Source organism: Ferrovibrio sp. (assembly GCF_025869515.1).
GTDB lineage: Bacteria > Pseudomonadota > Alphaproteobacteria > Ferrovibrionales > Ferrovibrionaceae > Ferrovibrio.
In genome coordinates, this window is the sequence record NZ_JAOZVR010000083.1 from 35,607 (window position 1) to 52,833 (window position 17,227).

The 17,227-nt window shown below is 64.7% G+C and carries 21 protein-coding genes; 7 read left to right on the top strand and 14 right to left on the bottom strand.

The features are described 5' to 3' along the window. Positions 1-138: 138 nt before the first annotated feature. The 7 genes from OJJ21_RS13395 to OJJ21_RS13425 form a co-directional block, all read right to left on the bottom strand. Entirely contained in the window at positions 139-744 is a 606-nt protein-coding gene (locus OJJ21_RS13395) for a hypothetical protein (RefSeq protein WP_297687073.1), read from the bottom strand. Continuing rightward, positions 741-1,919: a M48 family metallopeptidase gene (locus OJJ21_RS13400; protein WP_297687075.1), complete on the bottom strand. Its 1,179-nt coding sequence runs from the start codon at positions 1,917-1,919 to the stop codon at positions 741-743. The genes OJJ21_RS13395 and OJJ21_RS13400 overlap by 4 nt, the downstream gene beginning before the upstream one ends. Continuing rightward, positions 1,916-2,599, bottom strand: a complete 684-nt coding sequence (locus OJJ21_RS13405) for a hypothetical protein (protein WP_297687076.1) — start codon at positions 2,597-2,599, stop codon at positions 1,916-1,918. Before OJJ21_RS13405 ends, OJJ21_RS13400 begins: the two co-directional genes overlap by 4 nt. Positions 2,600-2,776: 177 nt before the next feature. Next, complete coding sequence (locus tag OJJ21_RS13410; RefSeq protein ID WP_297687078.1) at positions 2,777-2,974, bottom strand: YqaE/Pmp3 family membrane protein; 198 nt, start codon at positions 2,972-2,974, stop codon at positions 2,777-2,779. 333 nt (positions 2,975-3,307) lie between these two features. After that, a complete protein-coding gene (gene mdh, locus OJJ21_RS13415) occupies positions 3,308-4,276 on the bottom strand; it encodes a malate dehydrogenase (RefSeq protein WP_297687080.1) in 969 nt (322 codons plus the stop codon). Positions 4,277-4,564: 288 nt separating this feature from the next. Next, entirely contained in the window at positions 4,565-5,326 is a 762-nt protein-coding gene (locus OJJ21_RS13420; protein ID WP_297687082.1) for an SDR family NAD(P)-dependent oxidoreductase, read from the bottom strand. 112 nt (positions 5,327-5,438) lie between these two features. After that, positions 5,439-6,197: a transporter substrate-binding domain-containing protein gene (locus OJJ21_RS13425; RefSeq protein WP_297687084.1), complete on the bottom strand. Its 759-nt coding sequence runs from the start codon at positions 6,195-6,197 to the stop codon at positions 5,439-5,441. A 107-nt stretch (positions 6,198-6,304) separates the two neighbouring features. Between OJJ21_RS13425 and OJJ21_RS13430 the strand changes: the two genes are divergently transcribed. After that, positions 6,305-6,688, top strand: a complete 384-nt coding sequence (locus OJJ21_RS13430) for a YkvA family protein (protein ID WP_297687086.1) — start codon at positions 6,305-6,307, stop codon at positions 6,686-6,688. A 43-nt stretch (positions 6,689-6,731) separates the two neighbouring features. After that, the gene (locus tag OJJ21_RS13435) at positions 6,732-7,151 is read left to right on the top strand and encodes a hypothetical protein (protein ID WP_297687087.1); all 420 of its coding nucleotides are present in this window, start codon (positions 6,732-6,734) and stop codon (positions 7,149-7,151) included. A gap of 17 nt (positions 7,152-7,168) precedes the next feature. Here OJJ21_RS13435 and OJJ21_RS13440 read toward each other — a convergent pair whose 3' ends face one another. The 7 genes from OJJ21_RS13440 to OJJ21_RS13470 all read right to left on the bottom strand — a co-directional run bounded on the left by OJJ21_RS13440 (position 7,169) and on the right by OJJ21_RS13470 (position 11,695). Next, positions 7,169-7,927 (bottom strand): class I SAM-dependent methyltransferase, encoded by a 759-nt coding sequence (locus OJJ21_RS13440; protein WP_297687088.1) that lies wholly within the window; start codon positions 7,925-7,927, stop codon positions 7,169-7,171. Then, positions 7,860-8,324 carry an Rrf2 family transcriptional regulator gene (locus OJJ21_RS13445; protein ID WP_297687089.1) on the bottom strand — a complete coding sequence of 155 codons (465 nt, stop codon included), beginning with the start codon at positions 8,322-8,324 and terminating at the stop codon, positions 7,860-7,862. The genes OJJ21_RS13440 and OJJ21_RS13445 overlap by 68 nt, the downstream gene beginning before the upstream one ends. Positions 8,325-8,444: 120 nt before the next feature. Continuing rightward, positions 8,445-9,044 (bottom strand): YbaY family lipoprotein, encoded by a 600-nt coding sequence (locus OJJ21_RS13450; protein ID WP_297687090.1) that lies wholly within the window; start codon positions 9,042-9,044, stop codon positions 8,445-8,447. 233 nt (positions 9,045-9,277) lie between these two features. Continuing rightward, positions 9,278-9,778, bottom strand: a complete 501-nt coding sequence (locus OJJ21_RS13455; protein ID WP_297687091.1) for a hypothetical protein — start codon at positions 9,776-9,778, stop codon at positions 9,278-9,280. 18 nt (positions 9,779-9,796) lie between these two features. Further along, complete coding sequence (locus OJJ21_RS13460; RefSeq protein WP_297687092.1) at positions 9,797-10,192, bottom strand: DUF6152 family protein; 396 nt, start codon at positions 10,190-10,192, stop codon at positions 9,797-9,799. Between the two features lie 130 nt (positions 10,193-10,322). Beyond that, entirely contained in the window at positions 10,323-10,973 is a 651-nt protein-coding gene (locus OJJ21_RS13465; protein WP_297687093.1) for a 3-oxoacid CoA-transferase subunit B, read from the bottom strand. Between the two features lie 20 nt (positions 10,974-10,993). Then, a complete protein-coding gene (locus OJJ21_RS13470) occupies positions 10,994-11,695 on the bottom strand; it encodes a CoA transferase subunit A (RefSeq protein ID WP_297687094.1) in 702 nt (233 codons plus the stop codon). Between the two features lie 450 nt (positions 11,696-12,145). Between OJJ21_RS13470 and leuA the strand changes: the two genes are divergently transcribed. The 5 genes from leuA to OJJ21_RS13495 all read left to right on the top strand — a co-directional run bounded on the left by leuA (position 12,146) and on the right by OJJ21_RS13495 (position 17,037). Further along, complete coding sequence (gene leuA / locus OJJ21_RS13475; protein ID WP_297687095.1) at positions 12,146-13,855, top strand: 2-isopropylmalate synthase; 1,710 nt, start codon at positions 12,146-12,148, stop codon at positions 13,853-13,855. A gap of 159 nt (positions 13,856-14,014) precedes the next feature. Next, positions 14,015-14,563, top strand: coding sequence for an SCP2 sterol-binding domain-containing protein (locus OJJ21_RS13480; protein WP_297687096.1), 549 nt, complete (start codon positions 14,015-14,017; stop codon positions 14,561-14,563). After that, complete coding sequence (locus OJJ21_RS13485) at positions 14,560-15,561, top strand: peptidase U32 family protein (RefSeq protein WP_297687097.1); 1,002 nt, start codon at positions 14,560-14,562, stop codon at positions 15,559-15,561. Before OJJ21_RS13480 ends, OJJ21_RS13485 begins: the two co-directional genes overlap by 4 nt. Beyond that, entirely contained in the window at positions 15,558-16,505 is a 948-nt protein-coding gene (locus OJJ21_RS13490; RefSeq protein ID WP_297687098.1) for a U32 family peptidase, read from the top strand. Before OJJ21_RS13485 ends, OJJ21_RS13490 begins: the two co-directional genes overlap by 4 nt. Before the next feature lie 193 nt (positions 16,506-16,698). After that, positions 16,699-17,037, top strand: a complete 339-nt coding sequence (locus tag OJJ21_RS13495) for a P-II family nitrogen regulator (RefSeq protein ID WP_290811128.1) — start codon at positions 16,699-16,701, stop codon at positions 17,035-17,037. Positions 17,038-17,227 lie beyond the last annotated feature (190 nt).

Sequence of the window (17,227 nt, forward strand, 5' to 3'; positions counted from 1 at the left end):
TCCGGCTTATTCCGCTTCATTCAACTTCTCCCTGTCCATCCGGACAGGAAATACCCGTAGATGAGAACATTATAGCAACATTCCGGGTAAAAGAAAAGCCGGGTCTACCTGCCCGGCTTTTCAGGAAGTCCGCGTCGATCAGCCGGTGATTTTGGCCGATTCCATGATGCGCAGTGCGCTGGCCCGCCGCATCGGGAAGTGGTGCAGCTTGGTGCCGGAGAAAAAGATCAGATACAGCTTGCCGTCCTTCACGGCCGCATAGCCGACGCCCGACCGGTCGACCTCGTCCTTGGCGACATACTGGAAATCGAACTTGAAACCCGCAGTACCGCCGAAATCCGCCGGCTGGATATTGCTGCCCTTGGCGATCGACGTGGTGTTCATCTTGGTCATCGACGCTTCCCAGAGTTCAACGATCTCGGTCGCGCTCATGCCATTACGGAAAACCAGGTTGTTGACAGTTTCAGTGGTGCCCATCTGGCGCAGCACATAACCACCATCCTTCACACCGCCGACGAAGAGGATGTAGTTCAGAGCGGGACCGTCAGCGGTCCAGTAGGCCAGCGGCGCGGCGCTTTCGACGCGCAGCTTGTTGGCCTTGTTCCAGGCAATGTCGTTCTCGACCCGGAAATTAGCCACGTCGGTGGTTGCGGCCGGCACCAGCGAATAGGCCGTGCAGGCGGTCAGGACAACGAGAATGGCAAGCGCCGCGACGCGGCGCAGGGACAGGATGAAGCGGTTCATGCGGATTTTTCCATATAGCTGGCAATGATGGCCCGATCTTCGGCATCCGGCCGCAGATCGAGATACTTCTTGAAAGACTGCTGGGCGGCTTCGTGCCGACCATCGCGGCGCTGCACCAGGCCGAGGGACCGCCAGGCCTGCGGCGGCGCGTCTGGCGCCAGCAATGCCCGCTCGTATGTGGTTTCGGCCAGGGTTCTGTCGCCGTCCTTGTCGCGCAGGCGATAGGTTTCGGCCTCGAAATAGACCAACTCACCGTCACCCGGCGTTTCCTTCTGCAGACGCTGCAGCAGCACGAGCGAACGCTCGTACTGGCGCAACCGCAGTTCGTCTTCCAGCAGCATGAAGCGGATGTCGCGGATTCTCGCGCGATACCGCTCGGCGTAGGCTTCGCCTTTAACGCCGGTTTCCTCGGCCCGGGCCCGCAGCGTGGTCATGCGCTCGTCGTTGGACGGATGCGTGGCGAACATGATGCTGTCGTTCTTCGGGTTCGGATCGACTTTCTGCTCCTCCAGCAGTTGCTGCCAGACCTCGGAAGCAGCAATCGGGGTATAGCCGGCGCGCGTCATGAGATTCAGCCCGATCTCGTCGGCTTCGCGCTCCTGTTCGCGGCTGAAGGCGAAATGTCCCGCCATCATCGCGATACCTGCGAGGCTGCCCACAGCACCCAGGCCGACACTGAGAAACGTGGCAACGTCGGCACGCGCCCGTGCATCGCGCAGCTTGGCAAGACTGTGCCGCTGCATGTAGTGGCCCATTTCGTGGCCCAGGACAGCGGCCAGTTCAGCCTCGTTGTCGACGCGCAGCAGCAGGCCGGTCCAGACCTGCATCATGCCGTTGGGTGCCATGCTGGCGTTGAAATACGGCGTGCGCATCAGATAGATGCGCATGTCGCTGCTGAAGTCGGCGCTGAGCCGGGTCATGATGCCGCGCAGATAGGCATCCCAGGCCGGGTCGCGGATCAGGTGGCGGGACCGCTTGATGTCGGTTTCCACGCGATTCATGACATGCCACAGGCCGCCTTCATCGGTACTGGCCGCCGGCTTGTAGCCAGATGTCAGCGGCGGTTCGTTGCCCTGCGTCACACAGCCTGCCAGTCCCAGCATGGCGCAGGAGCAAAGCCCGCCGAGAAAGCCACGCCGATGCGACGTGACTGTACCGCGGTCCACAGCAATCATTTCGGCAGCTGTGCGAGCAGGTATTGTGCGGTGCCGACTGCACCTTCGGCGCTGCGCAGATCGCCTATGCCGCGATGGAGCAGGTTGAACCAGACGACATTGCCGGTCTCAAGCTCCACCAGCGAAGCAAAGCCGAGCTGCTGGCCACCCGGAAGGCCGATGCCTGCCGCACCCGCAAGCAGCATCAGCGCAACACGGCCGCCGCTGGAATAGCTGTCGCGCACCCAAACGAAGAGCGCGTAGTCGGACTTGTAGATCTCCTTCAGCGCCTTGGCCGAGGGACCGACACTCCATTCGAATTTGCCGCCCTTGCTCGGCAGCACCGCTTCCTGGACATACTGATGGACGAGGATGGAATTGCCGACCACGCCATGCAGCTTGATCAGCTGGTTGACCACGTCCTGATGGGCAGCCCCGGCCTTTTCGTCCTGGAAGACCACCATATCGATCTGCTTGCCGGCCTTTTCGCTGCGGATGGCTTCCAGCAGGTAGGACTTGGCAGTTTCCGTCCAGTCGGCCCGCGGCTCCAGACCGCCGCCTGCGCTCAACACCGACAATTCGACGTCGAGCGGCATCAGCACCACCTGGGGCTGGCCGCCCTCGGGACGGGTCATGGTCGTGGTGAGTTGATGAGTCCGCGTACAGCCGACCAGCGCCACAACCAGCGCTGCGGCGATCATGAAATGTCGCACTTGATTCCCCCGAAATGCCTACCTGCATAAATCTTAGCGAGGCTCGGCAGGAAAAATCAACAGCTTTGAGTTGAGCAGAACGTCTGATGCCCGCTGCACAGAAGGGCCGTTACAGTCCCCGCCCAACCGGGCGCTGAGAGCGGCCGCCTCAACCGGGCATTCGCCTCAACCGGCCGGCCGGCCGGTTGCCTTCTCGATCTGCTTGGCGGTGCTGTACTGGCTGAGCGCGTAGACGGCCCAGAGCGCGGCCGGGATCCAGCCGATCAGGGTGATCTGCAGGATCAGGCAGACGATGCCGGCAATCGGCCGGCCGATGGTGAAGAACAGCAGGAAGGGCAGGAAGATCGCGATCAGCAGGCGCACTTCAAATCTCCCGAAAGCATGAGTCGAACAAACAATGCAGCGCAAGAAACGAAGTCATCCACCCTCTTAGCTGCCCCCACAAATACACGCCCACACTCAACTCGCATAAGGCAAATATCTTGAAATTGACCGCAGGACCACGATCAAAAACTTACGTTGGAATGAGGAAAAATAATGCCTCGTCAACAAAGATAGAAACGAAAGCGGCGCGCCAGTTGCCCGGTGCGCCGCTGTTCACTTTACCACTCCGTCATGGCCGGGCTTGACCCGACCATCTCCTGCAGACCTGCGAGAGGTCCTCGGGTCGAGCCCGAGGATGACGTGTTCGGATACTTACTTGCCGAGGCTCGGATCGATCTGCTTGCAGGCGTCGACCAGGCCCTTCACGGCATTGGCCGAATGCTCGAACATCTTCTGCTCTTCCGGATTGAGCTGGATCTCGACGATCTTCTCCACGCCATTGGCGCCGATCACCACCGGCACGCCGACATACATGCCCGACTGGCCGTACTTGCCCTTGTCGAGCCAGGCGGCGCAGGGCAGCACCCGGCGCTTGTCCTTCAGGTAGCTCTCGGCCATCTCGATGGCCGAGGAGGCCGGCGCGTAGAAGGCCGAGCCGGTCTTCAGCAGGGCGACGATCTCGGCGCCGCCGTCGCGGGTGCGCTGGATGATCTTGTCGATCTTCTCCTGGGTCGACCAGCCCATCTTGATCAGGTCGGGCACCGGGATGCCGGCCACGGTGGAATAGCGGATCAGCGGCACCATGGTGTCGCCGTGGCCGCCGAGCACGAAGGCATTCACGTCGTTGACCGAGACGTTGAATTCCTCGGCCAGGAAATGACGGAAGCGGGCGCTGTCGAGCACGCCGGCCATGCCGATCACCTTGTTATGCGGCAGGCCGCAGACTTCGCGCAGCACCCAGACCATGGCATCGAGCGGGTTGGTGATGCAGATGACGAAGGCACCCGGCGCATGCGCCTTGATGCCGGCGCCGACCGCCTGCATGACCTTGATGTTGATGCCGAGCAGGTCGTCGCGGCTCATGCCGGGCTTACGCGCCACACCGGCGGTGACGATGATGACATCCGAACCGGCGATGTCGGCATAATCCTGCGTGCCCTTCAGTTTGGCGTCGAAACCTTCGACGGCGCCGGCCTGGGCCATGTCGAGCGCCTTGCCCTGCGGCAGGCCTTCGACCACGTCGAAGATGGTGATATCGCCGAGTTCCTTCATGCCGGCCAGCAGGGCCAGGGTGCCACCGATATTGCCGCCGCCGATCAGGGCGATTTTCTTGCGCGCCATAGGGAAATCCTCCGGGAATTTGCGTCAGTTCTGGGGTGGGAATGGTCGGCCCAAGGGGTAGCGGGAATCGGCCGGGCCGGCAAGGCTCCGGGCACCCTCCGAAGGCCAAAGACGGCCGGATTCTAAGCAAAGTAAAGGCCGCCCGATGGGGCGGCCTGAGCCAGAGGCGTTCGTTTACAAAAAATCGTCATCCTCGGATTTATTCCGAGGATCCATCCCAACCCTCCGCGCATCGGAACACGCAGATGGACCCTCGGCACAAGGCCGAGGGTGACGATCTTTGGGTAATTACCGCGGCGCCATCCGGAGGGCGCCGTCGAGGCGGATGGTCTCGCCGTTCAGCATGGTGTTCTCGCAGATATGTTTGGCCAGTGCGGCATATTCTTCCGGACGGCCCAGACGCGAGGGATAGGGCACCGACTTGCCCAGGCTTTCCTGCGCTTCCGGCGGCAGGGCGAACATCATCGGCGTGCCGAACAGGCCCGGCGCGATGGTGCAGACGCGGATGCCGTACTGGGCGAATTCACGCGCCAGCGGCAGGGTCATGCCATGCACGCCGGCTTTGGAGGCGCCATAGGCCGGCTGGCCGATCTGGCCGTCGAAAGCGGCAACCGACGCCGTGTTGATGATGCAGCCGCGTTCCTTGTCGGCCATCTCGGGCTGCTGCTGCATGTGATGCGCGACCAGGCGGATCATGTTGAAGGTGCCGATCAGGTTGATCTGCACGACCTTGATGAACTTCTCCAGCGCCACCGGGCCATCCTTGCCCACCGCCTTCATCGGCGTGCCGACGCCGGCGCAGTTGACCAGCACGCGCACCGGACCGACCTTGGCGATGGCCTCCTTCACGGCGGCTTCGCCGCCGGGGCCGTCGGCCACATCGCATTTGACCGCCACGCCGCCGATCTCCTTGGCGGTCTGCTCGGCCAGTTCCAGATTCATGTCGAAGATGGCGACCTTCGCGCCGGCGCCGGCCAGCGCGCGCGCAGTGGCGGCACCCAGACCCGAGGCACCGCCGGTGACGATCGCGCCTACACCCTTGAGATCCATGGATCACTCCCTCAATCGTTATATATCGTAACTATTCCGGGCGGTGGTTATAGCCAATCGGCCCGGATTTGGCTACGTCCGGCCCCGATTGCTCACCCCGCTGCCGGGGCGGCTATTGCAGCAGCAGATGTTCGTAGTCGCCACTGTCGCGCAGCCGGCGCAGCCCGTCGTTGAAGCGGCGGATCAGCTCCGCGGCGCCGGGGCGGTCACGCGGCACGATGACATGCAGGTCGGTGCTGCCGAACGGCAGATTGCCGACGGTGACGATGGCATCGGCCAGCCCCGCCCGGGCGACGGTGGCAGCGCCGATGCGTTCGTCCTGCACGAAGAAATCCGCGCGGTCGGCCGCCACCAGTCCCGGGCAGGCGCTGGCGCTGGCCGGCGTCACACGCGCGACCAGATCGCGGTCGAGCATGGCCTGCAACACGGCCGGCGGCGCATAGCCGAGCGCGATGCAGGCGCGGCGCCCGCGCAAATCCTCGGGGCTGCGATAACTGAAGCGGCGCCCGGCCGACATGAAGACAACCTGCCGCACCTGGATCAGCGAGTCCGAATAGAGGAAGTCACGCTCGCGTTCGGCCGTGCGCACATAGGGGAAGGTGGCATCGTAGCGGCCGCGCAGGGTTTCCTCGTAGCCGCGGCGCCAGGGCATGAAGTCGATCTTGGCGGTGGCGCCCATCGCCTCGACGACGCGGCGCACCAGCATCACCGCCAGACCGCCGCCGGGCAGGCGCGGATCGGCGAAGGGCGGATAATCCTCGCCGCTGACCAGGGCGAGGCGTCCGGCCGCCGGATTGTCGGCGGCATGGCCAGGCTGCGCCAGGCCCAGCGCCACGGCCATCGCACAGATCAGGATCGACCTTATCCCCATGGATATTCAGTGCCCTGGAAAAAAACCTGCCGAGTCCGTTATGGCACAGGCCCGGCCGCCATGCAGCAGGCTTGCAGCGGAACGCCCGGCACCCCATATGGGCGATCATGGCCCTGCACGACCCCAACCCCCTCGCCTTTCAGGTCCCGGCCGACCCGGCCCGCCTGAAGATCGAACAGCCGCGGCTGGCGCGGCGCTTCTGGCGCAAGCTGAAAAAGACCGTCAGCTACCTGCCCGGCGGCACCACCTTCCTGGCCGCCTTCTATGCGGCGATCGATCCGAAAACCTCGGCCACGGCCAAGGCCGTGCTGTTCGGCGCGCTCGGCTATTTCATCGTACCGGTGGATTTCATCCCCGACATTTTCGGCGCCATGGGCTATGGCGACGACCTCGCCGTGATCCTGGCCGCCATCAAGGCGGTGGAGTCCAGCATCACCGATGCGCATCGCGAACAGGCTGCCGTGCAGCTCGACAGGCTGCGCCGCGACTGAACCGCCATCTCCGATTCACGGCCGCGATCTGCTAGCATGGGGCATGCGCCCGCTTCTTCTCATCGTCGCGCTGCTGCCGGCGGCGGTCCTGGCCGCTGACGCGCCGGCACCCGACCTGCGTTTCGAGGCCGGCGCCGTGCTGGCCGGCGGCCATGTGCTGGCCGAGGCCGTCACCCTGCCGGCAAAGTCCGGCCCGGTGGTGCTGAAGCTGCGCGAGGGCGCCGACCTGCACTGGCGCGTGGCGGTGGAGCATGGCGAGACGCGGCTGCTGCAGCCGGACGGCCGCTGGGCGGCCAAAGCGGAATACCATCGCGGCGAGCGCAACGGCAGGCCCGCCTGCCTGATCTACCAGACCGTCATCTCGCCGGACTGGGCCGTGCGCGGAACGGAAAAACCGGATCGCGCGGATTTCGCACCGGCCGACGACCGCATCTACGCTTTCCGTGAAACGCCCTGTCCGTGAGTCAGGGCTGTCCGACTTCAGGCATAGGCGACCCAACCGCGCCAGTTGATAGCGGCATAGAACATGGCGACATCCGAAAAACCTGCATCGCGCAGGATGGCTTCGTCCTGCTCGGGCGTCAGCATCGGCAGGTGCGCGTCGACTGTCGCGACCATCTTTTCCACCTGCGCGGGCTCGGCGCCGGACGCGCGCGCGAAGGCGCCGTACCGCGACAGCCAGAGCGGACGGGCACCACTGTCCTGCGGAAAGCTGATATGCGCTGCCACGAACGGAGCGCTGGGTTTGAGTCGCCGACGAAGCTGGGCGAGCGTGCGCCTGCGCTCTTCCGGCGCCAGGAAGTGCAGGGTCAGAAGACAGGTTGCGGCATCGAACGGGCCCAGGGGCGCATCATCGATGTATCCCTCGCAAAACGTGACGCGCGCCGCATCTGACCCCAGCAGGCGTTTCGCCTCGGTCAGCATGGCACCGGCCGGATCGACGCCGACAAAGCGCCACTCCGGCTGTGCGGCAGCCAGGGCCTTCAGCTCAAGACCGCCACCGGCCCCCAGCACCAGCACATGAGCTTGGTGCGGAGCGCGCTCGGCGAGCAGTATCGCCGTCATGCGATGCAGATCGGCAAAGCCTGGTATGAACCGCTGCGGGCCCTCGCCATACCGTCGGGCATGCTCGGGGTCGCTGAAGGATGCGAGAAGGGCCTGCATCATTTGGTCATCCGGCATGAACCGCCTCCAGATCGTAAGATCGCCTGCGACCGGCCAGCCGATTTTGAAAGTCATCGCGGAGTTGCGCGAGCGTCACCGAGGCAAAGCGCGACAGCAGCATCGCTTCGGCCTCGTCGAAGGCGCGGCCGAGCGCAGCGTTGACGGCCTGCTCAACCAGGCAGCCCGGCGCTTCGGTCCGGTTGCCCATCGCCAGCAGCGACGGCTCGCCGAGCGCCTCGTAGACATCCCGCAAGGTGAGCGTCGAGAGGTCGCAGGCCAGCGTCCAACCGCCGCCATGGCCTTTTTCCGAGCGCACATAGCCGCGTTCGCGCAGCCCCGCCATGATCTGTCGGATCACGACCGGGTTGGTCTGCATCGCCCTGGCAAGCATTTCGGATGTGGCCGGCGCATCCCGCTGCGCCATATGCAGCAGCACGTGAAGCACACCTGACAATTTGCTGTCCTGTCTCATGTAATGTTAATTATTACATGAGACAGGACAGGTCAACACCCGGCGTCGGGCCAGATACAAAAGATCAGGGCCCACCTCCGCTGTGGAGGCAGGCCCTGATGCTGAAGACTCAACCGGTGTTTAGCGAACCGGCTGCAGGATGACGGTGCCGGCCGGCGGTGCGGCCGGGGCCGGCTGCACCACATAGGTGCCCGGCGTCGGGGCCGGCTGCACGAGCACGGCGCCGCTCGGCGTGGTGGTCGTGGTGGTGGTCTGCTGCACGACAGTGCCCGGCGCCGGCTGCACGGTGGTGACCGGCTGCGGCACGAAGACCGCGGCGACCTGCTCGAGCTCGACATGGATGTTGCCCATCGGCGCGGTCTTGGTCAGCACCTGGTAGACCTTGTTGTTGCGGAACAGGACGCGGCCGCCCTGTTCGATCCAGGCATTGACCACATAGGTGGCATTCGGATTGATTGAGCCGCGGTCGTAGGGCAGCGAGAAAGAGGTCACCGCCATGCTGTTCGGCACGATACGCTGTTCCGCGACCACGGCCGGATAGGACTGGCCGCGGGAAATGTCTTCCAGCCGGGTGACGATGACGGAATCGGCCGGCAGGATGAGGCGTTCGCGATACGAGACCGTGCCGGTGACGCTGTTGCTGCGCGAGGCGCAGGCGGCGACCGACGAGACGGCGATGGTGGCAGCGGCAAGCATGAAGAAAGTGCGACGCGCGATCATGGTTTTCTCCTTATGATCAGGCGGGATGACGCGCGGACTGCGGCATGCTTGAGCAAGCGATGCGGCGATCCGCCGTGGTCCGCGCCTGTAACCCAGGCAGGGTGGCGGTTGATTAACGCGATGCAGCACGCGCAGTTCCGCTTCGTTGTTGCGCATCGCTTTTTTGTTTCAGGAAAATGTATGCGGAGCGGCGGTCAATTGCGGCCGAAACAAGGCGGCGGCGCCGACAATGCCTACAGATAGGCGATCAGTCGTCCGCCGGCGACGGCGCCGATCCAGGCCAGCAGCGATACCGCGGCACCGATGCGCGCCGTCGCCGGCACGACACCGCTGACCACGCCCCAATGCGCCATGCTGCGCCAGGGACCGAGATGGAACAGCGCCGCATTGGCCATGCCTATGGCGATACAGACGAGCTTGACCTGGAAGGCCGGATTGACCGCGATGCTGGTCGCCTCGGTGGCGAACAGCAGCAGGCCGGCCGGCACGGCGATGCAGAAGCCGGTCATGGCGAGCGGCACGGCATGACGGGCGAAGGGCGAGACCGGCAGCGGCCGGGTCAGGCCGAGCAGGCGCAGATCGAAGCCGACGATGCTGCCGACCAGCAGCACGAAGCCGAGGATGTGCAGCACCTCGACGGCAGGATAGAGGAACAGCGACTGGCGCATCGCGGCGCCGAGGCCGGACTGCTCCAGCGCCACCAGCCAGGGATGATGCGAGGCGACGTGCTCCACGGTCAGCGCAGCTTGCCGCTAACGCAATTCAACGGTGACGCCGTTATGGGTGATGCGTTCGGCGCGCATCTCGTTCGGCGTGGTGCGGCTGGGATAGCCGACCGCGACGACACGGTCGCCGACCCTGATATCGGCCACCGGCTTGCCGCGATTGGCCATGCGGTAGGGCGGCGAGAGCGTGACCTGCCAGGTCCTGTCCGCCGTCTTGAGCAGGAATTCGGCATGGGGGTTGTCGGGCGTGATCTTCTCCACCGTGCCGTCCAGCGTCAGCACCGTGGTGGAATCGTACGAGCCCCAGCCGTGATGGGCCCAGGACGGGTTGAGCATGGCAGTGCCCACAATGCCGGTGAAGGCCAGTTTCAGCACGAGGCCGGCAGCCAGCAGCTTGCGGTGACGGAGCAGGAAAGCGCGCATGATGTGTCCTCCAGTCCGGATGGGCCTTGCAGTTTCCTAGCTGGGGAGCGGACAGGCAACAAAAAAGCCCCGGCAGTTGCCTGCCGGGGCCGTCGGTCGCGCGAATGTGACCGCGCGCAGTGACCCCCGACTATTTCGCCGAGGCGGCCACCGTATACATCGCCTCGGTGGTGCGCTCGATATCAGCAAGCGACACGCCCGGGGCGCGCTCGAGCAGGACCATGCCGCCCTTCTTCTTGTCGATCGAGAAGACGGCCATGTCGGTGATCACCATATCGACCACGCCGGCGCCGGTGAGCGGCAGGTTGCAGCGCTTGAGCAGCTTCTTCTCGCCGTCCTTGGAGGTGTGCTCCATGACGACGACGACACGCTTGACGCCGGCGACCAGGTCCATGGCGCCACCCATGCCCTTGACCATCTTGCCCGGGATCATCCAGTTGGCCAGATCGCCATTCTCGGCCACCTGCATGGCGCCGAGGATCGACAGGTCGATATGGCCGCCGCGGATCATGGCGAACGACTGGTCGGAACCGAAGAAGCTGGAATGCGGCAGTTCGGTGATGGTCTGCTTGCCGGCATTGATCAGGTCGGCATCTTCCTCGCCCTCATAAGGGAATGGGCCCATGCCGAGCATGCCGTTTTCCGACTGCAGCACCACATCGACGCCGTCGGGAATGTAATTCGACACCAGCGTCGGGATGCCGATGCCGAGATTGACGTAGAAACCGTCCTTCAGCTCTTTCGCTGCGCGGGCGGCCATTTCATCGCGGGTCCAAGCCATGATGCGTATCTCCTCTCGGCTCAGGCGCGCTTGCGCACGGTGCGGTTTTCAATGATCTTGTTGTATGGCGCGCCGCAGATGACGCGCTGTACATAGATGCCCGGCGTATGGATGTTGTCGGCATCCAGCTGGCCTGGTTCGACGATCTCCTCCACCTCGGCAATGGTGATCTTGCCGGCCGTCGCCATCGCCGGGTTAAAGTTGCGCGCGGTCTTGCGGTAGATCAGGTTGCCCGCGGTATCGGCCTTCCAGGCCTTCACCAGCGAGATATCGGCGACCAGGCCGGTTTCCATGATATAGCGCTCGCCGTTGAAGATGCGCTCTTCCTTGCCCTCGGCGATCAGGGTGCCGACGCCGGTCTTGGTGAAGAAGGCCGGGATGCCGGCACCGCCGGCGCGGATGCGCTCGGCCATGGTGCCCTGCGGATTGAATTCCAGCTCCAGTTCGCCGGCCAGATACTGCTTGGCGAAAATCTTGTTCTCGCCGACATAGGACGAGATCATCTTCTTGACCTGGCGGGTCTCCAGCAGCTTGCCCAGGCCGGCACCGTCGACGCCGGCATTGTTGGACACGCAGGTCAGGCCCTTCACGCCGCTGTCCATCAGCGCGTCGATCAGCCGTTCCGGCAGGCCGCAGAGGCCGAAGCCGCCGCACATCACCATCATGTTGTCGCGGACGATGCCGTCCAGCGCCGCCTTCGCATTCGGGTAAACTTTGTTCATGCGCCTCTTCCCAAGACCGTGGGTTCGGGGATCCAAGTCCCTGAAACGCGGGGACATTAACCGTGTGCCAAGCCTCCGGCAACGGCTGACTTGACGCGGCGCGGCATGACTGGCAATTTGTTGGGGATATGAACAAAACCGCCCGACTGAGCAGCCTCCTTCTTATCTGCCCGATCCTGTAAGCAGGGTCGGGTCGTCCGAAGGCGCGCGCGCAGTCCACCAACCGGTCGGTTTGTCATGTCTACCCAACTGAAAACGTCCATTCCGTCTCATACCAGCGCCTCATATTCACGCACTGCGGTCTTCGCGGTGCCGGGTGTGATTCCCGGTCTGACCGACCTCCTGACGCTACGACTTACTGACGGCTGCTGAACAGCGGGCCTCTGTCAGCGGCCGTATAGGGCCCAAGTCGAATCGCAAAAAATCCGTTTTCGCTTCAGGAGCGAAGTCATGAACAAGATGAATTTCCACAAATACCGTCCCTTCCAGCCGATCAACCTGCCGGACCGGACCTGGCCCAACCGCACCATCACCAGGGCGCCGACCTGGTGCAGCGTCGACCTGCGCGACGGCAACCAGGCGCTGATCGAGCCGATGGGGCCCGAGCGCAAGATGCGCATGTTCGATGCGCTGGTGAAACTCGGCTTCAAGGAGATCGAAGTCGGCTTCCCGGCAGCGTCGGACACCGACTTCGCCTTCGTGCGCCAGATCATCGGGGAAAACCTCATCCCCGATGACGTCACCATCCAGGTGCTGACTCAGGCGCGGCCGGAACTGATCGCGCGCAGCTTCGAGGCGCTGAAAGGCGCCAAACGCGCCATCATGCATCTGTACAACTCGACCTCGACGCTGCAGCGCCGCGTGGTGTTCGGCCTCGACCAGGCCGGTATCACCAAAATCGCAGTGGATGGCGCCAGACTGGTGAAGCAGCATGCCGATGCCGCGCCGGAGACCGACTGGGTGTTCCAGTATTCGCCGGAAAGCTTCACCGGCACCGAGATCGACTATGCCGTCGAGATATGCGAAGCGGTGATGGATGTGTGGCAGCCGACGCCGCAGAAGAAGGTGATCTTCAACCTGCCGGCCACGGTGGAGATGAGCACGCCCAACATCTATGCCGACCAGATCGAGTATTTCCTGCGCAAGGTGAAGCAGCGCAACTGCATCATCCTCAGCCTGCATCCGCATAACGACCGTGGCACCGGCGTGGCGGCAGCGGAACTCGGCGTGATGGCCGGCGCCGACCGCGTGGAAGGCACGCTGTTCGGCAACGGCGAGCGCACCGGCAATGTCGACGTGGTGACGCTGGCGATGAACCTGTTCAGCCAGGGCGTCGATCCCGAACTGGATTTCAGCGACATCACGGCAGCCGCCCGCACGGCGGAATACTGCAACCAGCTGCCGGTGCATCCGCGCCACCCTTACGTGGGCGAGCTGGCCTTCACGGCTTTCTCGGGTTCGCACCAGGATGCGATCAAGAAGGGCATGGCGGCGCAGGCGCAGCGCAACGACGGCGTCTGGGAGGTGCCCTACCTGCCGATCGATCCCGCCGATGTGGGCCGCGCCTACGAGCCGGTGATCCGCATCAACAGCCAGTCGGGCAAGGGCGGCATCTCCTATGTGCTGGAGCAGGATTATGGTCTTGAACTGCCGCGCCGGCTGCAGATCGAATTCAGCCAGGTGATCCAGCGCATCGCCGACGGCACCGGCAAGGAAATCTCGCCCAAGCTGATCTGGGACACTTTCCGTAGTGAATACCTCGATCAACCAACTGGCCGCTTCGGCTTCGCCAGCCACCGCACCCTGCCCGACCCGCACCAGAGCGAGCGGCGCAGCCTGACCGCCAGCGTGAAGGACGGCGGCACGACGATCGAGCTGGAAGGCCACGGCACCGGGCCGATCGATGCCTATATCGATGCGCTCAACCGCCATGCCGGGGTTTCGATCAACCTGATTGACTATCGCGAACATGCCATCGCGCCGTCAGCCACCCAGTCTGTTGATGGAAAAGGGGGCGGCGCCTCCTCCGAGGCAGTGGCCTATGTCGAGATCAAGCGGGCGGATGGCACCACGCTGTTCGGGGTCGGCCGCGACCGGAATATCGTTGCCGCCTCGCTGAAGGCGGTGACCTCGGCGGCCAACCGCCTGCTCGCGAACTGATCGCGAGTCGCGATCAGACGTTTGCCGAAGATCAAGGAGGCGGGCCAGCAAGGCCCGCCTCTTCGACTCAGGTCTCCGCTTCCTTGATTCACGTCAACGACGGATCGGAGCGAGGCTCCTACCACGCAGGCCGTCGATGTCTGCGAGCAGGAGTGCATTGTGAGTTTTGCCGAACGGCCGGTACGCCGTCTTCTGCTGCTGCCGGGCACGCGCCACCTGGCTGAAATGCTGCTCAACAGACTCGCCGGTCTGCTGGCGCGGCGTCATGCGGGCATGCTGGACCGCCTGGCCGATTTTGCCGGCGCCACCTGCCTGATCGTGCCGCGCGACCTGCCGGCCGCTTTCCTGCTCACCCTGCAGCCTGCCGCGCAGCCGCCGCAGCTCGAACTGGTCGATCCGGCCTGCGTGACGGATGCGCGCGCCACCATCCGGACCGACTTGGCGACACTTTTGAAGCTGCTGGAAGGCCGCATTGACGGCGATGCGCTGTTTTTCTCGCGCGACCTGATGGTCGAAGGCGACATGGAAGTGGTGGTGGCGCTGCGCAACGCGGTGGACGATGCCGGCATCGACCTGATCGGCGATAGCGCAGCCGCCTGCGGGCCGTTTGCGGCACCGGCGGAAAAGCTGGGCCGGCATATGGCGGGGATGGCCGCCCGCCTGCACCGGCGGCTGGCGATCACCATCATGGGTGGAGATACGGCATGACTGGAGCACCGCTCGAACTGGTCTGCCCCGCCGGCACGCCGGCGGCGCTGCGCGATGCCATCGATGCCGGGGCCGATGTGGTCTATCTCGGCTTCCGCGACGAAACCAATGCGCGCAATTTCCCCGGCCTGAATTTCAGCCGGCCGGAGCTGCGCGACGGCATCGGCTACGCCCACCGGCGCGGCCGCGAGGTTTTCGTCGCCATCAACACCTATGCCGCCGCCGGCAATCAGGCGGCCTGGCATCGCGCCATCGACGATGCGGCGCAGCTGGGCGCCGATGCGGTGATCGTCGCCGATATCGGCCTGCTGGATTATGCCGCAACGAAGCATCCCGGCCTGCGCCTGCATCTGTCGGTGCAGGCCGCCGCCTCGCATGCCGAGGCGATCCGCTTTTACCACGAGGCTTTCGGGGTGCGCCGCGTGGTACTGCCGCGCGTGCTGACCGTAGCCGAGATCGCGCAGCTGACCAGACAGATCCCGGTGGAAACCGAAGTCTTCGCCTTCGGTGGCATGTGCCCGATGGCGGAAGGCCGCTGTTCACTGTCGTCCTACGTGACCGGCCAGTCGCCCAACCGGCAGGGCGTGTGTTCGCCGGCCAGCCATGTGCGCTACGAACAACGCGGTGAGGCGCTGGTCTCCAGCCTCGGCGGCTCGACCATCAACATTTTCGACAAGGCGGAAAAGGCCGGTTACCCCACCCTGTGCAAGGGGCGTTTCGCCGTGGGCGGCAGCTATGCCGACTACCTGTTCGAGGAGCCGACCTCGCTGAGCACCGGCGAGATCCTGCACGATCTGGCCAGGGCCGGCGTGAAGGCCCTGAAGATCGAGGGCCGCCAGCGCGGCCGTGCCTATGTCGCCGAAGTGGTGCGGCAGTTCCGCAGCCTGGTCGACGGCATGGCCGGCGGCGATGCACCCGCGGGCGCCGTTGCGGCCCTGCGCCAGCTGGCCGAGGGCCAGCAGGAGACCTCCGGTGCCTACCGGAAAGGCTGGCGATGACGGCACAACTGACTCCGAAACTCACCCTGGGTCCGGTGCTGTTCCACTGGTCCGCCGAAAAGATGCAGGATTTCTATGCCCGCATCGCCGACGAGGCCGAAGTCGATATCGTCTATCTCGGCGAGATCGTCTGCTCGAAACGCGCGCCGTTTTTCGATCCGCTGCTGCCCGACATCATCGAACGGCTGCAGCGCGGCGGCAAAGAGGTGGTGCTGTCGTCGCGCGCCCTGGTGATGACCGAACGCGAGGCGCGCATGACGGCGGGGCAGATCGCCGGTGCCGGCGAAACCGGCTGCACCGTCGAGGCCAACGATCTGGGCGCGGTGCGCCGGCTGGCCGGACGGCCGCATGTGATCGGGCCCTATGTGAACGTCTACAACGAGGGCACGCTGGCCTATCTGGCGCGGCAGGGCGCCATCCGCGTCTGCCTGCCGCCGGAACTGCCGGGCGCGACCATCAATGCCCTGGTTGCCGGCACGCCGGTTCCACTGGAGGTGCTGGCCTTCGGCCGTATGCCGCTGGCGATCTCGGCCCGCTGCTTCCATGCCCGGGCCGAAGGTCTGCATAAGGATTCCTGCCGCTATGCCTGCGGCAACGACCCCGACGGCTGCACGGTGCGCACCCTGGATGGCGAAGCCTTCCTGGCCATCAACGGGACCCAGACGCTGTCGCAGACCTGCCTGAACCTGAGCGGCGAACTGCCCGGACTGGCGGCGGCCGGCATCCGGCATTTCCGGCTGTCGCCCCAGGCGATCGACATGGTGGCGGTGAGCCGGCTGTTCCGCGGCGTGCTGGACGGTGGCCTGACCGCCGCCCAGGCCGAGGCCGGACTGGCCGCCCTGGCCGGCGCTCTGCGCTTCTCGAACGGCTTCGTCCATGGCCGCGAGGGACGCGCTCTGCTGCAGGCGCAGGACCGCGGCGCTTCATCGCGCGCGACTGCCTAATCTTTCGGCAGGTCGCTGCGTTTCGGGCAGAATCCCGCGACGCGGCCTTCCCTGTGGCCGCTCCCGCCGGCTAAAGTAGGGCCAGACTCGGGCTGTATAACCGGCACGGTTCTTGAAGGGTGGGAGTGGCGACGACGTGCCGGGCGGGGGAAACAACCCGGCCAGCGGCCAACAATGCTGAGGAGTGAGACACATGAAACTGGTCATGGCAGTCATCAAGCCATTCAAACTCGATGAGGTTCGCGAGGCACTTACCAGCCTCGGCGTCGAGGGCCTGACCGTCACGGAAGTGAAGGGGTTCGGCCGGCAGAAGGGCCATACCGAAATTTATCGCGGCGCGGAGTATGCCGTCAGCTTCCTGCCAAAGGTCAAGATCGAGGTGGCGGTGAAATCCGCTCTCGCCGATCGTGTGATCGAGGCGATCCAGAATGCCGCCAAGACCGGCCAGATCGGCGACGGCAAGATCTTCGTGGTCGATCTGGAAAAGGCGCTGCGCATCCGTACCGGCGAAACCGACGACGACGCCCTGTAAGGCGAAAATCATTTCAAGACCCGGCCCGGCTGTCGCAAGACCGCCGGGCCGTTTTTTTTGCGGACACCAATGTTTCAGCAGTCGGTCCCGCCGCCGGGACAGGTCTTGTACTGGCCGGGTTCGGATTGAACCGGAACCCGCGGCGGCGGCGGATCGCCCCAGTAGCAGGCGGACAGCAGCGGCACCGCAG

What these genes read in the sequence shown, in the direction of transcription:
- OJJ21_RS13395 (WP_297687073.1), bottom strand. Translation starts at nt 744, where the DNA reads ATGAACCGCTTCATCCTGTCCCTGCGCCGCGTCGCGGCGCTTGCCATT.
- OJJ21_RS13400 (WP_297687075.1), bottom strand. Translation starts at nt 1,919, where the DNA reads ATGATTGCTGTGGACCGCGGTACAGTCACGTCGCATCGGCGTGGCTTT.
- OJJ21_RS13405 (WP_297687076.1), bottom strand. Translation starts at nt 2,599, where the DNA reads ATGATCGCCGCAGCGCTGGTTGTGGCGCTGGTCGGCTGTACGCGGACT.
- mdh (WP_297687080.1), bottom strand. Translation starts at nt 4,276, where the DNA reads ATGGCGCGCAAGAAAATCGCCCTGATCGGCGGCGGCAATATCGGTGGC.
- OJJ21_RS13420 (WP_297687082.1), bottom strand. Translation starts at nt 5,326, where the DNA reads ATGGATCTCAAGGGTGTAGGCGCGATCGTCACCGGCGGTGCCTCGGGT.
- OJJ21_RS13425 (WP_297687084.1), bottom strand. Translation starts at nt 6,197, where the DNA reads ATGGGGATAAGGTCGATCCTGATCTGTGCGATGGCCGTGGCGCTGGGC.
- OJJ21_RS13430 (WP_297687086.1), top strand. Translation starts at nt 6,305, where the DNA reads ATGGCCCTGCACGACCCCAACCCCCTCGCCTTTCAGGTCCCGGCCGAC.
- OJJ21_RS13435 (WP_297687087.1), top strand. Translation starts at nt 6,732, where the DNA reads ATGCGCCCGCTTCTTCTCATCGTCGCGCTGCTGCCGGCGGCGGTCCTG.
- OJJ21_RS13440 (WP_297687088.1), bottom strand. Translation starts at nt 7,927, where the DNA reads ATGACTTTCAAAATCGGCTGGCCGGTCGCAGGCGATCTTACGATCTGG.
- OJJ21_RS13445 (WP_297687089.1), bottom strand. Translation starts at nt 8,324, where the DNA reads ATGAGACAGGACAGCAAATTGTCAGGTGTGCTTCACGTGCTGCTGCAT.
- OJJ21_RS13450 (WP_297687090.1), bottom strand. Translation starts at nt 9,044, where the DNA reads ATGATCGCGCGTCGCACTTTCTTCATGCTTGCCGCTGCCACCATCGCC.
- OJJ21_RS13460 (WP_297687092.1), bottom strand. Translation starts at nt 10,192, where the DNA reads ATGCGCGCTTTCCTGCTCCGTCACCGCAAGCTGCTGGCTGCCGGCCTC.
- OJJ21_RS13465 (WP_297687093.1), bottom strand. Translation starts at nt 10,973, where the DNA reads ATGGCTTGGACCCGCGATGAAATGGCCGCCCGCGCAGCGAAAGAGCTG.
- OJJ21_RS13470 (WP_297687094.1), bottom strand. Translation starts at nt 11,695, where the DNA reads ATGAACAAAGTTTACCCGAATGCGAAGGCGGCGCTGGACGGCATCGTC.
- leuA (WP_297687095.1), top strand. Translation starts at nt 12,146, where the DNA reads ATGAACAAGATGAATTTCCACAAATACCGTCCCTTCCAGCCGATCAAC.
- OJJ21_RS13485 (WP_297687097.1), top strand. Translation starts at nt 14,560, where the DNA reads ATGACTGGAGCACCGCTCGAACTGGTCTGCCCCGCCGGCACGCCGGCG.
- OJJ21_RS13490 (WP_297687098.1), top strand. Translation starts at nt 15,558, where the DNA reads ATGACGGCACAACTGACTCCGAAACTCACCCTGGGTCCGGTGCTGTTC.
- OJJ21_RS13495 (WP_290811128.1), top strand. Translation starts at nt 16,699, where the DNA reads ATGAAACTGGTCATGGCAGTCATCAAGCCATTCAAACTCGATGAGGTT.